The organism is Streptomyces lasiicapitis, from assembly GCF_014646335.1.
GTDB lineage: Bacteria > Actinomycetota > Actinomycetes > Streptomycetales > Streptomycetaceae > Streptomyces > Streptomyces lasiicapitis.
Window position 1 is genome coordinate 258136 of record NZ_BMNG01000013.1, and the last position, 14105, is coordinate 272240.

Sequence of the window (14105 nt, forward strand, 5' to 3'; positions counted from 1 at the left end):
ACGGGGTGGCCGTTCCCATCTCACGTCTCACATCTGCACAGCGTCACCGGTCCACCGGTTGTTGCCCGCTCACCGGTTGATGGACTGGATCTCCTTGACGGTGACGTTCTGGTCGGCGCCGAATTCGCCGTCGGGCAGCCGGCCACCGGGCTCGGTCGTGCTCGTCCAGGTGATTTTCCACGTGACGGTCGCGTTGAGCTTGTACGACCCGTCGCCCGACGACCGCAGGTACTTCACTCCGCACGGCGGGGTCTTCTTGGCCTTGCCCTTGGCCCACGGCTCACCGATCCGGCCGTCCACGATGGGGCATTCACCGGAGGCCGGGTAGGTCGTGGCGTCCTTCGTACCGGGGTTGATCTTCAGCGAGATCGGCTCGGCGGTTGTCGTGGCCGAAAGGTTCGTGTCGGGCAGGCTCGCCGTCACCGAGACCTTCCGGAACTTGGCCTTGTCGAGCCAGATCCAGGTGGGCAGGTTGACCTTCGTCTCACCGTCAGGGGCCATGGTGATCTCGGTCTTCGGAAGCGGGAGTTCGTCGTACGCGTACTCAGCGAGGACCTTGGGACTGACGGCGAGCGGCTCCTTGGGCGTTTCGCTTTCCGGCACCCAGAACGGCAGCTTGTCGCAGGAGTTGGCTTCCGGGTCGTCCTTGCGGTTGGGATTCACCGCCGCGGCCCAGAACATCCCTTCGCCCTGCTTGTCCAGGTTGTAGTCCTTGTAGGGTTCGCCGTCCTTGTAGTACCCGTCGAAGACGTCGCCCACGAAGTCTCCGATCCCGAAGAGCTTCACCTTCCGCCAAGCCTTGACCTTGGCTTCGATCTCCTTGGGCGAGAAGGCGGGCTCATACCAACAAGCCGGCGGGGTCCAGTCACCGTCGACGGACGAGAGCTTCCCGGGCTTGGCGGGACCAGAACTGCCGTTGACCTTTGTCTGGACCCTCGTCTCGACGTTGATCTTGCCGTTCTGCAGCCCGCCCCGCGAGCTGGAACTGTCGCGCTGGTTCTTGGGTCCTCCTTCGCCACCAGCCGCGTAAGCGGTGGCAGGCACAGTCGTAACCACCGCGGCCAACGCGATCGCGGCCAGCTTGGTGGTCCCCCTCGGACGTATCACATGCACTTCTTCGCTCCCGTCTCGGACAGGACATCGACCGACTGCCAGACTCCCTTGGCGTTCTTCTTCAGGCGCTCGTTGAAGAACGTGTAGTCGTTGGCAGACTCAGGGATGGACCTGTCGACTTTGCCGGTCTTGCGATCCTTGGGATACGTCTTCGTCGCATCGGCGCAATACGTGACGGTCGCCTCGCTTACCCCGTGGAACGTGACCTGCCGGTCGTAGTAGCGAGTAGCGCCGACGTAGCTCTTGCCGTCGTCGTAGTAGCCCTGGATGTAAGAGGCCGTGGCGATGAGAGCCTTGCCCTTGTTGTAGAACTTGAGCGCCTTCTGGGAAGACTTTCCGCCCACGGTGATCGCGACGTCGATGGCATCGAGGTTCCGCGCGTTGTCCGCGAGGACGGCATCCTTCTTCGCGTCCCCGGTCGCCCCGCCCTCGAAGACATTGCTCACGCCCTTGGGCATGTCGACCTTCGGCCGGTCGGAGCGCTCGTCCGCCGACGCCGACGGCGAAGCCTTCTCACTCGCCGTCGACCCGGCCCCCTCGATCTTCTCGTCACCCTTGGAGTCACCGTCTCCGCCACCGCAGGCGGAGAGCGACAGGGCCGCGGCGGTGGTCAGCGCGGCCACCGCGAGCAAGGCAGGTCGGCGGTTCACAGTCAGCTCCCGGTGGGACGTGGGTTCAGTGGGTTCACTTGAGTGAACCCACGCTATCCACGGGCAAAGCGCGATGCGAGAGTGAGGTATCCCCAGCACGGGGACACATGTGGGCATACCGAAGCCCTGTGCGGGACGTTGTTGCCTAACAGTCGCACAACACCCCGTGATGATTACCTCCTTGTGTCAGGAGGGGGCATTGCGCTTCGTACGCGCGGTGCCGAGCCGGGACCGCCGCCCCGCCCGCCGTCCGTCCGGCCACAACCGCGGCCCCCGCCCCGCCGCCAGGTCCTCGACCCACCCCACCGCGAGGATCATCAGCGCGATGAGGGGCCAGACCAGCACGGTCATCCACAGCAGGTACGTCGCGTCGAGGGCGGACATCATGCCCTCGTCCATGAAGGGGAAGTCGTACGCCTGGTCGATGAGCGGGACCGTGGCCATGATGAGGAGGTTGTGCCAGAGGTAGATCGTGACGGCCCTGTTGTTGGACAGGGTGATCAGTTTGTCCCATTTCGCCAGGCGGCCGGGGAGTTCCGACCACGACGGGGAGTAGACGAGCAGGATCACTACGAAGCCGAGTGACCATGTCGCCTGGGCCAGGGGGATGTCGTTCAGGTCCCAGCCGTCGGGGCCGAGGTGGCCGGACGCCCACCACAGGCCGAAGGCCATGAGCGTGGTGGAGAGGGAAACCGCCAGGTAGCGCGGGACTCGGGCCAGCGCGCCCTCCTGGTGCGCGATGCCCAGGATCCAGCAACCGCCGTACACCGCGAAGTCCGTGACCGCGTTGCCCGTCTCGCCGGGGATGCGGATGATCTCCGTGGTGAGGAGGACGGTAAGGGCCAGAGGCGCCAGCAGCGTCGCCCGCGGCGCCCTGCGGAACGCCCACAGCAGGAGCGGGGACGCGATCACGAACCACAGGTACGCGCGGATGTACCAGAGGGGGCCCACTGCCTGCACGGGCCAGGTGGCTTCCAGAAGGCCCCCCTCGCCCCCGATGTGCCAGGGGAACGGCGGCGCGCCCACCGGGAAAACGTAGTTGGCGAGGCTCAGCAAACCCCACGTTCCGCCGTGGTCGGGGTCCTCGCCCGGGTTCCAGCCGCCCGCGAACAGCAGGAACAGGGCCGCCGCGCTGAACACCCAGAGGGGTGGGAGAAGGCGGCGTACGCGGTCCCTGATCACCGACCACGGCGGGCGGCGGTCCAGCGACCGCGCCATCAGCGAGCCCGCCAGCGCGAACATCACACCCATGGACGGGAAGAGGACCGTCAGCCAGGCCCAGCCGAAGAGGTGGTAGACGACGACACGGACCAGGGCGAGGGAGCGCAGCAGGTCCAGGTAGCGGTCACGGCCACCGCTACGGCTGCGTGCATGATCACGATCACCTTCACTGTTGCCAGCACCTTCACTGTTGCCGTCACCGTCTCGGCCGACGGGCTGCGCGAACGGCGCGGACCCCTCGGACCTCTCGGACCTCTCGGCCCCGCCACCAATCGGATACGCAGGCATCGGATTCGTCATCCCACAGGACTCCGTTCCACCCCGGCACCCACCCGCTCCCGCGGCCCCGGCGCGGCCGGCAGACCCGGCGGCGCCCCCACCGCCCCCGTACGCCGCAGCTTCTGCCACCGCAGCCGCCCCCCGGTGAGCGCCGTGATCCAGGACTGCAGCAGCACCACGTACATCAACTGCCGGTAGAGGATCTGCTGGAGGGGCAGCGAGACGAGGTGGGTCATCGGCTCGCGGTCGAGGCGGAAGGCGTACGCCGCGCAGACCGCCTGGACGGCGAGGACGCCGAGCCAGGCCGCGACGGTCTTCTGGGTGGGGCCGAAGACGAGGCCGTAGAGGAGGAAGACGTCGATGAGAGGGGCGAGGAGCGGGGCGAGGACCATGAAGAGGGAGACCAGGGGCAGGCCCACGCGGCCGAAGCGGCCGGACGGGCCGCGCTCGACGAGGGCGCGCCGGTGCTTCCAGATGGCCTGCATGGTGCCGTACGACCAGCGGTAGCGCTGGGACCACAGCTGCCGCACGGTCTCCGGGGCCTCGGTCCACGCGCGTGCCCGCTCGGCGTACACGACCCGCCAGCCGTCGCGGTGCAGCGCCATCGTGATGTCGGTGTCCTCGGCGAGGGTGTCGTCGCTCATGCCGCCGACGCGCCGCAGGGCGGTGCGGCGGAAGGCGCCCACGGCGCCGGGGATGGTCGGCATGCAGCGCAGCACGTCGTACATCCGGCGGTCGAGGTTGAAGCCCATCACGTACTCGATGTGCTGCCAGGCGCCGATGAGGGAGTCCCTGTTGCCCACCTTCGCGTTGCCCGCGACCGCGCCCACGCGCGGGTCGGCGAACGGCCGCACCAGCTCGCGCACGGTCGACGCCTCGAAGACGGTGTCGCCGTCCATCATCACGACGAGGTCGTGACGGGCGTTCGCCAGGCCCCTGTTGAGGGCGGCGGGCTTGCCCGCGTTGTGCTGGCGTACGACGCGTACGTCCGGCAGGCCGAGGTCCTCGACGATGCGGGCCGTGCCGTCCGTGGAGCCGTCGTCGACGACGATCACCTCGATGGGGTGATCGCTCGCCATCAGGGAGCGGACGGTGCTCTCGATGCACTTCGCCTCGTTGTACGCGGGTACGAGGACGGACACCGGCTCCGGCGCGGAGATCGGCTCCCGCACAGAGATCGGCTCCGGCACGGAGGTCGGACGCGTCGCCCCCGTAGAGCCGTCGCCCCAGCCGAAGCCCGGCCTGCGGACCCTGCGCGCGTGGATCGCCGAGAGCACCAGCATCAGCCCGAAGCGGGCCATCACCAGGAAGCCGATCACCGCGAGGCCCACCACGAGGGCGTCCGTGATGTGCTCCGAAGCGCCGACCAGGAAGACCCAGGCCCGGCCCTTCCACAGCTCGACGCCCTGCACGCGCGCGTGCGCGCTGGGTGCGTCCAGCGCCTCGGTGAGGTGGGTGAACTCGTAGCCCCGCTCCTTCAGTTGGGGCAGGAGACGGCCGAGTGCCGCGACCGTCTGCGCGCGGTCGCCGCCCGAGTCGTGCATCAGGACGATGGCGCCCTTGCCGTCGACGGGCGTGGCACGGCGGATGATCTCGGCGACGCCGGGCCGCTTCCAGTCCTCGCTGTCGGTGTCGTTGACGACCGTGAGGTAGCCGCGGCTGCCGATGTAGCGCGTGACCGGCCACGACTTGTTGTCCATGGCGTCGGCGAACGACGAGTAGGGCGGCCGGAACAGGGAGGTGCGGATGCCCGCCGCGCCCGCGAGCGCGAGCTGGTTCTGCGACAGCTCCCGGTCGATGCGCTCCTTCGACTGGTACGACAGGTCCGGGTGGTTGAAGGTGTGCAGGCCGACCTCGTGGCCCTCCTCGACCATGCGCCGGACCAGGCCGGGGTGGCGCGAGGCCATGGTGCCGGTGACGAAGAAGACGCCGTGCGCGTCGTGTTGGGCGAGGGCGTCGAGGACCTTGGGGGTCCACTTCGGGTCGGGCCCGTCGTCGAAGGTGAGCACCAGGTGGTGGCCGGGGACGCGCAGGGACGCCGGGCGCTCGCCGCGCATGTCGATGACCGGGCCGCCCCTGAGGACCTCCTTCGGCACCTGGTCGGTGGCCACGGGCGGCCGCACGCGGTGGTCGGCGAGGATCTCGCTGTGTACGTAGCCGCGGAGCATCAGCATCGCGAGCAGGGCTACGAGGATGAGGGAGGGCAGCAGGTAGCGCATGGGGAGGCGGCGGCGACGCGCGGCACCGCGGCCGCCGCCCTCCGGACCCTCCGGACCCTCCGGACGTGAACTGCGCCTGGTCGAGCGGGAGTTCATGCGCGTCCGACCTCCGGAACCCCGTCGCTGGACGCGGTCGGCACGTCGACGGCGGGGGCGGAGGTGGTGGCGGGGGCGGAGGGCGAGCCGGTGTCGGTGCCGACGGGCGTCTCGCCACCCGCCTCCGATCCCGCCCCGGCACCGCCACCCTCGCCGCCGTCCGCCGTCCCGCCGCCGCCCGCTTCGCCGCCGCCGGTGTTTTCCGGTGTCTGCGTGGGCGGGCCGACGGTCGGGGTGGACTCGTCCGTCGGTTCGGGGTCGACGTCCGGGTCGAGGGCGGGGGCAGGGCGTGTGGGGCCGTCGCCGGACCCCGTGCCGGGCCGTTCGCCGCCACCGGCCGGGCGGGAGCCGGGCTTGCCGCCACCCCGCGTGTGGTCCGGTTCCGCGGAACCGCCGGGCCTGTCCCCCGAGTTCCCCTTCCGCGAGGACGCGGCGCGACCCGGCTCACCGGCCGCCTCGGCCGTCGAACCCCCGCCGGACCGGGGCGCACCCGGCTTCGGCGCCGCCCCGGACGAGGACGGCGACGTGGGCGAGACCACCGGCTCCGCGGAGACGTCCGGGGTGTCGACCTTGCCCGCGGGCTGTTCGTCCTTGGGCCCTGGCACCGGCAGCCAGGGCGCGCTGGAGTTGCCCGAGGCGAGCGTGGCCACGATGACCACCGCGTACCCCGCGCAGAGGAGACCGACGGCCCCGCCGATCCGGCGGTACCGCCTGCTGCGGCGGCCCGTCTCATCGACGAAGACCGGCCTGTCGGCCAGTTCTTGAGTGTCTGGAATTCCCTGCTGCCCCTGGGTGACGTCGACCACACCACCGGACTCACCCGCCAAGTGCCTGCCCAGGCCGTCGACTTGGACGGTGACCTCGTTCGGGTCGTGCGTCGGCGCGGGCAGACCTCCCTCGCGCCCCGGCAATGCGCCGTCGGCCCCCAAAAAACCCGACGTATGCCCTGGTCGGGCGTCTTCTCGCCAATTCTCCATGCGTACGCGAACCCCCCACGTAAACCGAATCGGGCGCGCACGACTCCCCGGGCACTCGCCGTCCGGACCGGACCCCCATCCAATCCGAGCGCGCCCCTACTATCACACCGCGTCCGGACCGAGAACGTAGCGCACAGCAGTGACAGCCGTGGTTTCAGTCACTGCTGGGTCATCATGATGAGTGCATCCATGGCCGGAATCCATGCGTCCACCGGACGGGTGAGCCACCCTTCGGCCGCCGCGAGTTCGGCCGCCGCGCCGCGCAGGGCGTCGATCCCGGGGTGGCGCAGACCGCGGCGCCACACCAGCGACACCGGGGACAGCGGTACGGGGTCGACGAGCGGCCGCAGCACGGCGCCCGGCAGCTCGGGGAAGCCGACGACGGCGAGGACGGGGTTGCGGTGCTTCGCCATGATCCGCGCGAATTCCTCGGGGCCGACGGCGAGCGGCGCGGGCGGCGCGACCTCGATGCCGCGGCCTTCGAAGAGGCGGCTCGCGAGGTCGGTCCACTCCGGGGTGCGGTCGTTGCCCGCGCCCGCGTACACGCGCTCGCCCGCGAGCCGGGCGAGCGGCACCTCGTCGAGCTCGGCCAGCGGGTGGCCGGTCGGCAGCAGCACCGCCATCGGCTCGTACCGCACGGGCTGCTGCTCCAGCCCCGCGCGCACGGCCACGGACAGACCCGCGTACCGGCCGAAGGACGCGTGCAGGCGCCCGGCCGCGATCTCGGCGGCGGCGCCGGTCAGGCCGCTCTCGTAGCGGGCCATCAGCTCGCACTGCGGGGCCAGTTGGCGGGCCCGGTCCAGGATCCGGCCGAAGATCAGGCCGGGGGTGTTCAGGTCGACGAGCAGCGGGCGGGCGGCGGCCGCCGCGCCCCCGCGCGCGAAGGCGGCGGCCAGCTCGTCGTGCGCCGCGAGGACGCGCCGCGCGTACGGAAGCAGCCGCTCGCCCTCGACGGTCAGCGTCACCTGCCGCGTCGACCGCGCGAACAGGCCGATCCCCAGCTCCCGTTCGAGCCGCCGCACATCGCGGCTCAGGGCCTGCTGGGCGACGTAGAGGCGGGCGGCGGCACGGGTGAAGTGCAGCTCCTCGGCGACGACGAGGAAGGCGCGCAGGAGGCGGGGGTCCACGTCACGGGGCTCTCCGGTCATCCCGGGAACTTACAACACAAGTGCGTGAATGGGCACTCAGAAGGTGTTGGACCAGGCACTGGGGCCCCGGCGAGGGTGAGCACATGCCCCAGGCCCGCCCCACAGCCCCCGACACCCGCGACACTGCTGCCTCTCCCGACTCCCCCGCCACCCCGCCACCCGCCGGCACCGGCACCGGCACCGGCACCGGCACCGGCACCGAAGGCGTCAGCACCCCCCGAACCCGCAACCCCTACGCCCACCTCTTCGCCATCCCCGGCGCCACCGCCTTCACCATCGGCAACCTCATAGCCCGCCTCCCCATGGGCATGTTCAGCGTCAGCGCGGTGATCATGATTGCCGGGGCCCGTGACTCGTACGCGCTCGCGGGCGCCGTCACCGCCACCGGGCTCGCCGCGACCGCCGTCGTGGCGCCCTGGACGGCTCGCCTGGTCGACCGGCACGGGCAGGCGCGGGTCGCCGTGCCCGCCACGGCCCTTGCGGTGCTCGGCTCGCTGTCGCTGCTGCTGTGCGTCCGCTTCGGGGCGCCGGACTGGACCCTGTTCGCCTCGTACGCCGCCACGGCCACCACCCCGAACACCGGCGGCATGTCGCGGGCCCGCTGGTCGCACCTGCTGAAGGGGCGGCCGGACGCGCTGCACACCGCCAACTCCTTCGAGCAGTCGGCGGACGAGCTGTGCTTCATGCTCGGCCCGGTGCTCGCGGCGTTCCTGTGCGGGTCCCTGTTCCCGCAGGCGGGCACCCTGGTGGGCGCCGTCCTGCTGCTCACCGGCGTGCTGCTCTTCGCCGCCCAGCGCGCGACGGAACCCCCGCCCCGGCAGCGTACGAGCGACTCCCCGAAGGCGAAATCGCCCCTCCGCGCGCGCGGGATGCCCGCCCTGCTGTCGGTGTTCCTCGCGACCGGCGCCGTCTTCGGCTCGATGGAGGTGGCGACCCTGGCGTTCGCGGACGCGCAGGGCCACAAGGCGGCCGGGGGCGTGATCCTCGCGCTCCAGGCGGCCGGGTCGTGCGCGGCAGGACTCGTCTACGGAGCGCTGCGGCCGAGCGGCCCACTGGACCGCCGGCACGTGTGGTGCAGCGCGGGGATGGCGGCCCTGATGACGCTGCCGCTGCTCGCCGTGGCGGCGACCGGTTCGCTGGTGGTGCTCGCGGGGGCGCTGCTCGTCGCCGGGATGGCGACCGCCCCGACGATGGTCACCGGTATGACGCTGGTTCAGCGGTACGCCCCCGAGGGCCAGTTGAACGAGGCCATGACGCTGGCCGTGACCGGGCTCCTCGGGGGCATCGCGTGCGGCGCGGCGGGCGGCGGCTGGGCGGTGGAGCACCTGGGCCCCACCGCCGGCTACACCGTCCCGGCCGCGGCCGCCCTGTGCGCGCTGCTGCTCAGCACCGCGCGGGCTTGCGCCACGAGCACTCGAGCTCGCCGCTCTGCCCGGACCCGCGCTCCGTACGGGGCTTGACGAGGACGGCCTTGTCCTCGTCGGACTTCGCGAGCGTCACGACGATCGCGTCCTCCAGGGCCTTCACCGAGGAGGGCAGGTAGTTGTTGAGGACGATGCTGAAGACCAGTTCGCGGCCGCCCGCGTCGGTCACGTACCCCGAAAGGGCGGAAGCCCCGGTCAACGACCCGGTCTTCGCGTGCACGTTGAGCGCCGCGGGCGTCCCGCACATCCGCGTGCGCAACGTACCGCCGTCGAACTTGTCCGGGTCGCACGCCACCGGCAGCGACCGGTACCAGTCGGCGAACCACGGCTCGCCCTTCGCCGACCGCAGCAGCTTGATGAACTGGTCGGCGGCGACGTTGTCCTTGCGCGACAGGCCGGAGCCGTCGACCTGGCGCAGCTTGCCCGGGTCGACCCCGGCCGTCTTCAGATAGCCGGCGATCGCCGCGATGCCGTCGCCCCAACTCCCGGGCCGCCCGGTCGCCTTGTGCCCCATGGCCTTCGTCAGGGACTCCGCGTGCATGTTGTTGGACAGCTTCATGAAGGGGATCAGCAGGTCCCGGAGCGCCATGGAGTCGTGCGTGGCCAGCTCGCGCGCCCCCTTGGGGGTCGGAATCCCGGCCCTGGTGGGCCCGCCGACCTTCACCCCGTGGGCGGCCAGCGCGTCCCGGAAGATCGCGGCGGCGTACCGGGTCGACTCCCAGACGGTGATCCACTCCTTGGTGGTGGAGCCGCCGACGGGCACGTCACCGGTGACGGTGATGGTGTTCTTGCCGTGCTGCCGCTCGACGGCGACGGTGTCCGAGCCGCCCGCGGCGACCGTCTTGGCCCGCAGATCGATGTCCACGTAGTCGGTCTTCGGCGTCACGGTGACCTTCGGCTTGTCCCCCGCGGTGGCCCCCGGCGCGACCTCGACGATGACCGTCCCGGTGTCGTAGTCCGTGTCGGGGGCGACGCTCAGCGCGGAGATCTGCGCGGCGTAGTACGAGGACTCGTCGTCGGCGCCCCAGGTGTCGCCCTGGCGCCGGTCGTCGAACCGGGTGTCGTCGGCGACGAGCCGGCCCGAGACGCGCTTGATGCCCTTGGCCGCGATGTCCGCGGCCAGCTTGTCGTAGTCCTTGGCGAGCGTCGTCGGGTCGCCGGTGCCGCGCAGGTACAGGTCGCCCTTGAGCACGGGCCCGTGCCGGTCGCCGTGGGCGAGCACGTCGGTGGTGAAGCGGTGGTCGGGGCCGAGCAGCTCCAGGGCGGCGGCGGAGGTCAGCATCTTGGTGTTGGAGGCGGGCATGAGGCGCCCGCTGGGCAGGTGCTGGTAGAGGGTCTCGCCGGTCTTGGCGTCGGCGACCACGACGCTCGCGGCGCCACCCTCCATCCGGGGGTCGCCGAGGATGGTGTCGATGGCTTCGGGCAGCCCGCTCCGGTCGGAGTCGGCTCCGGCCGGGGCGCTGAGCGAGCCAAAAGAGAACGTGGCCACGGCGAGGCCGAGCACGGCGGGCCAGATCCAGTGGCGCATACGGTGGTTGACGCGTCTCACGGGTCTTCTCATGACCCTGGAGCATCCCCGATGACGGCCGCGGGCGACAGTAGGCGGCACCGTACGACGAATGTCCGGTGGTCACGACGAACGCCCGATGGTCACGACGAAGGCCCGGTGGTCGTGGTGACCACCGGGCCTTCGTCTCACATGGGAATTGTGGAGATGGCGGGAATCGAACCCGCGTCCAACGGTGCGGAATCAGGGCTTCTCCGAGCGCAGTTCGCTGCGATTTTCTCGGCCCCGGAAATCTCGCGAACAGGTCTCCGACGGGCCCAGTCACTGTTTGATTTCCCGTCGAACCCCGTGACCGGGCTCGACGGTTTAGTTCCCTAGATTATGCCAGGGTCCGGGTCGGGAACACCCCCGGGCTGACACCCATTAAGGGTCCTTCAGTCACTGCTTATTAGGCAGCGAGGGCGAAGGACTGGGAATCGCTCTTGGAATTGGCGATTATTGGTTGCGACATATGGTTTACGAGATCATTGCCGCTTCCTCGGCTCGCTTCCCCTGCTTCGACATCCGCTGTCGAAACCGATCATCCCCATGTTGATTTTTCAAACCCTCCGAGGAGGGCGCTCGCCCCTGCGTGCGGGACGTTGTCCATCGTACGTGACCAACGCACGACCGTGCCAGCGTATTCCTGGCGGCCTGCCGATCGGCGGCTAGCCGATCCCCTGCCGGCGCCGGGCCGACGAGATCGCCCGGTTCGTCTCACGCGTGTCCTGCTTCTCCCGCAGCGTCTGCCGCTTGTCGTACTCCTTCTTGCCCTTGGCGAGCGCGATCTCGACCTTGACACGGCTGTCCTTGAAGTACAGGGCGAGGGGCACGATCGTGTGGCCCGTCTCCTGGGACTTCGACTCCAGCTTGTCGATCTCGGCCCGGTGCAGCAGCAGCTTGCGCTTGCGCGTGGCGGAGTGGTTGGTCCAGGTGCCCTGGACGTACTCGGGGACGTGGATGTTGTGCAGCCACGCCTCGCCGTGGTCGATGTGCACGAAGCCGTCGACCAGGGACGCCCGGCCCATGCGCAGCGACTTGACCTCGGTGCCCATCAGCACCAGGCCGCACTCGTAGGTGTCCAGGATGGTGTAGTCGTGCCGCGCCTTCTTGTTCTGCGCGACCATCTTCCGTGCGGGGGCCTTCTCGTTGGCCTTGGCGGCCTTGCGCTTTACCTTTTCCTTCGCCATAGTGCGGCCATTTTCGCACTACGAGGGGGGTCCGAGGCCACTCAATACTGTCTCGGCCCGCTCCTGGGCGCCGTCCTCGACCTCCAGGTCCGGGGTGATGCCCCGGCCGTCGACCGCCTTCCCCGAAGGGGTGCGGTAGTGCCCGACCGTCAGCTCGGCGACGGAGCCGTCGGGCAGCTTGCTCGGCATCTGCACCGAGCCCTTGCCGAACGTCCTGGTGCCCACGACGACCGCGCGGCCGCGGTCCTGGAGGGCCCCGGTGAGCAGCTCGGCCGCGCTCATCGTGCCGCCGTCGACGAGCGCGACCACGGGTCTTTCGGTGTCGCCGCCCTGCTTGGCGTGCAGCGCGCGCTGCCTGCCCCGTACGTCGTACGTCGCCACGAGGCCGCCGTCGAGGATGGCGGAGGAGGCCGTGGTGGCCTCGGAGACCAGGCCTCCGGAGTTGCCGCGCAGGTCCAGGAGGACGCCGGCGCCCCTGGGGGCGCGGCGCACCGCTTCCCGGACGGCCTTGCCGGAGCCCTTGGTGAACGCCGCGACCTTGATCATCACGGCGCCGCCGCGGAGCCGGGTGACGGTCACGGAGTCCGTGGACAGGCGGGCGCGGCGCAGCGTCTCGGTCCACGCGCGCGTGCCGCGCTTCAGGCCGAGGGTGACCGGGGTGTTCTCGCGGTCGCCGCGCAGCAGGGCCACGACGTCGGTGACGGGGCGACCGGTGACCTTCTTGCCGTCGATGGCGGTGAGCTTGTCGCCCTCGCGGATGCCCGCGCGGTCGGCGGGTCCGCCGCGCTGCACGCGGGACACCTCGATCCTGCCGTCGGCGGCGCGCCTGGCCCACAGGCCGACTCCGGTGTAGGCGCCGTCCAGGGACTGCTCGAACTCGCGGTACTCCCCCTGGGAGTAGACCGACGCCCAGCGGTCGCCGCTGCGGCTCACGACGTCCTCGGCGGCCTTCTTGCCGGACTTGCCGTCGGCCATCGCCTCGGCGGCGGCGTCGGCGGCCTCCTCGGCGGGGTCCCGCTCGCGGTCGCTGTCCCGGGAGGAGGCCACGGAGCGGGTGGAGGGGGCCGGATTCCGGCCTTCCGGTGGCTCCTCGCTCCAGGAACCGGTGGCCGCGCCGGTGGCGAGGACACTGGCGAACACCAATGTCAGGGCCGCCCCGCGGCGGATGCGGCGGGGCTCGGCGAGCCATTCGGGGCCTGACATGTCGGTGAGTCTAGGACAACGAGGGGCGCCGCACGGCTGGTTGACCGCACGGCGCCCGAGGCACTCCTCACACCCTGAGGACCGGGAGATGTCCCCCGCCTCACACCTTCAGGTACTTGCGCAGGGCGAAGAACGCGGCGAGCGCGGGCATGAGCAGTCCGATGGCGAGGACGAGCGGCAGCTTGGCGAGCACCGCGTCCCAGCCGATGAAGTTGATCAGGTTGAGCTTCTCGGACAGCTGCAGGCCGTGGTCGATGATGAAGTACCTGCCGAGGAGCAGGAATCCGCACGCGAGCCCGCCGCCGATCAGGCCTGCGACGGCCGCCTCCAGGATGAACGGCATCTGGATGTAGAAGCTGGAAGCGCCGACCAGACGCATGATCCCAGTTTCACGTCGACGGCTGAACGCCGAGACGCGCACCGTGTTGACGATCAGCATGAGCGCGACGACGAGCATGAGCGCCATCACCGCGAGCGCCGCCCAGTTCATGCCGTTGAGGAGCTCGAAGAGGTTGTCCAGGACGCCCTTCTGGTCCTCCACGGACTGCACGCCGTCCCGTCCGGAGAAGGCGGTCGCGACCACCTGGTACTTCTCCGGGTCCTTCAGCTTGATGCGGTACGACTCCTGCATCTGGTCCGGCGTCAGCGAGCTGGACAGCGGGGAGTCGCCGAACTGCTCCTTGTAGTGCTTGTACGCCTGGTCCGCGGTCTCGTGCTGGACGGTGTCGACGACCGGCATCTTCTTCAGATCGGTGAGGATCTGTGTCTTCTGCTCGTTCGTGACGGCGCCCTTGGCGCACTTGGGGTCCTGCTCGGCGTCCGCCTTGTTGCAGAGGAAGATCGAGACGTTGACCTTGTCGTACCAGTAGCCCTTCATGGTGCTCACCTGGTCGCGCATGAGCAGCGAGCCGCCGAAGAGGGCGAGCGAGAGCGCTACGGAGACGACGACCGCGAAGGTCATCGTGAGATTGCGGCGGAGACCGACGCCGATCTCCGACAGGACGAACTGGGCGCGCATGGCGGCCTTTCAGTGGATCAG

Annotated in this window: 11 protein-coding genes and 1 other RNA gene; 1 reads left to right on the forward strand and 11 read right to left on the reverse strand. The window is 70.3% G+C overall.

Going from position 1 to position 14105, the window contains the following annotated elements:
* Positions 1 to 69: 69 nt before the first annotated feature.
* The 6 genes from IEY91_RS28445 to IEY91_RS28470 form a co-directional block, all read right to left on the reverse strand.
* A complete protein-coding gene (locus IEY91_RS28445) occupies positions 70 to 1044 on the reverse strand; it encodes a hypothetical protein (protein WP_229697276.1) in 975 nt (324 codons plus the stop codon).
* 59 nt (positions 1045 to 1103) lie between these two features.
* Positions 1104 to 1736, reverse strand: coding sequence for a hypothetical protein (locus IEY91_RS28450; protein ID WP_229697277.1), 633 nt, complete (start codon positions 1734 to 1736; stop codon positions 1104 to 1106).
* 213 nt (positions 1737 to 1949) lie between these two features.
* A complete protein-coding gene (locus IEY91_RS28455) occupies positions 1950 to 3284 on the reverse strand; it encodes an acyltransferase family protein (RefSeq protein WP_189176173.1) in 1335 nt (444 codons plus the stop codon).
* On the reverse strand, positions 3281 to 5578 hold the full coding sequence (locus IEY91_RS28460; protein ID WP_189176174.1) for a bifunctional polysaccharide deacetylase/glycosyltransferase family 2 protein: 2298 nt from the start codon (positions 5576 to 5578) through the stop codon (positions 3281 to 3283). Before IEY91_RS28460 ends, IEY91_RS28455 begins: the two co-directional genes overlap by 4 nt.
* Positions 5575 to 6507, reverse strand: a complete 933-nt coding sequence (locus IEY91_RS28465) for a translation initiation factor IF-2 (protein WP_189176175.1) — start codon at positions 6505 to 6507, stop codon at positions 5575 to 5577. The genes IEY91_RS28460 and IEY91_RS28465 overlap by 4 nt, the downstream gene beginning before the upstream one ends.
* 206 nt (positions 6508 to 6713) lie before the next feature.
* On the reverse strand, positions 6714 to 7703 hold the full coding sequence (locus IEY91_RS28470; protein WP_189176176.1) for a LysR family transcriptional regulator: 990 nt from the start codon (positions 7701 to 7703) through the stop codon (positions 6714 to 6716).
* Between the two features lie 83 nt (positions 7704 to 7786).
* On the opposite strand from IEY91_RS28470, the gene IEY91_RS28475 reads away from it, so the two are divergent.
* Positions 7787 to 9163: an MFS transporter gene (locus tag IEY91_RS28475; RefSeq protein WP_189176177.1), complete on the forward strand. Its 1377-nt coding sequence runs from the start codon at positions 7787 to 7789 to the stop codon at positions 9161 to 9163.
* Here IEY91_RS28475 and dacB read toward each other — a convergent pair.
* From dacB to ftsX, 5 genes are all read right to left on the reverse strand, one after another.
* Complete coding sequence (dacB, locus tag IEY91_RS28480) at positions 9087 to 10688, reverse strand: D-alanyl-D-alanine carboxypeptidase/D-alanyl-D-alanine endopeptidase (RefSeq protein WP_373288032.1); 1602 nt, start codon at positions 10686 to 10688, stop codon at positions 9087 to 9089. The genes IEY91_RS28475 and dacB overlap by 77 nt on opposite strands.
* 145 nt (positions 10689 to 10833) lie before the next feature.
* Positions 10834 to 11222: a transfer-messenger RNA gene (gene ssrA, locus IEY91_RS28485) on the reverse strand.
* A 119-nt stretch (positions 11223 to 11341) separates the two neighbouring features.
* Positions 11342 to 11863 (reverse strand): SsrA-binding protein SmpB, encoded by a 522-nt coding sequence (gene smpB, locus IEY91_RS28490; protein ID WP_164324433.1) that lies wholly within the window; start codon positions 11861 to 11863, stop codon positions 11342 to 11344.
* 18 nt (positions 11864 to 11881) lie between these two features.
* Complete coding sequence (locus tag IEY91_RS28495) at positions 11882 to 13066, reverse strand: S41 family peptidase (protein ID WP_189176178.1); 1185 nt, start codon at positions 13064 to 13066, stop codon at positions 11882 to 11884.
* A 100-nt stretch (positions 13067 to 13166) separates the two neighbouring features.
* Positions 13167 to 14084: a permease-like cell division protein FtsX gene (ftsX, locus tag IEY91_RS28500; RefSeq protein ID WP_164324430.1), complete on the reverse strand. Its 918-nt coding sequence runs from the start codon at positions 14082 to 14084 to the stop codon at positions 13167 to 13169.
* Positions 14085 to 14105 lie beyond the last annotated feature (21 nt).

Excerpts from the sequence above, each read along its gene's own strand:
- IEY91_RS28475 (WP_189176177.1), top strand. The coding sequence starts at position 7,787 with ATGCCCCAGGCCCGCCCCACAGCCCCCGACACCCGCGACACTGCTGCC.
- IEY91_RS28460 (WP_189176174.1), bottom strand. The coding sequence starts at position 5,578 with ATGAACTCCCGCTCGACCAGGCGCAGTTCACGTCCGGAGGGTCCGGAG.
- IEY91_RS28455 (WP_189176173.1), bottom strand. The coding sequence starts at position 3,284 with ATGACGAATCCGATGCCTGCGTATCCGATTGGTGGCGGGGCCGAGAGG.
- ftsX (WP_164324430.1), bottom strand. The coding sequence starts at position 14,084 with ATGCGCGCCCAGTTCGTCCTGTCGGAGATCGGCGTCGGTCTCCGCCGC.
- IEY91_RS28470 (WP_189176176.1), bottom strand. The coding sequence starts at position 7,703 with ATGACCGGAGAGCCCCGTGACGTGGACCCCCGCCTCCTGCGCGCCTTC.
- smpB (WP_164324433.1), bottom strand. The coding sequence starts at position 11,863 with ATGGCGAAGGAAAAGGTAAAGCGCAAGGCCGCCAAGGCCAACGAGAAG.
- dacB (WP_373288032.1), bottom strand. The coding sequence starts at position 10,688 with ATGAGAAGACCCGTGAGACGCGTCAACCACCGTATGCGCCACTGGATC.
- IEY91_RS28495 (WP_189176178.1), bottom strand. The coding sequence starts at position 13,066 with ATGTCAGGCCCCGAATGGCTCGCCGAGCCCCGCCGCATCCGCCGCGGG.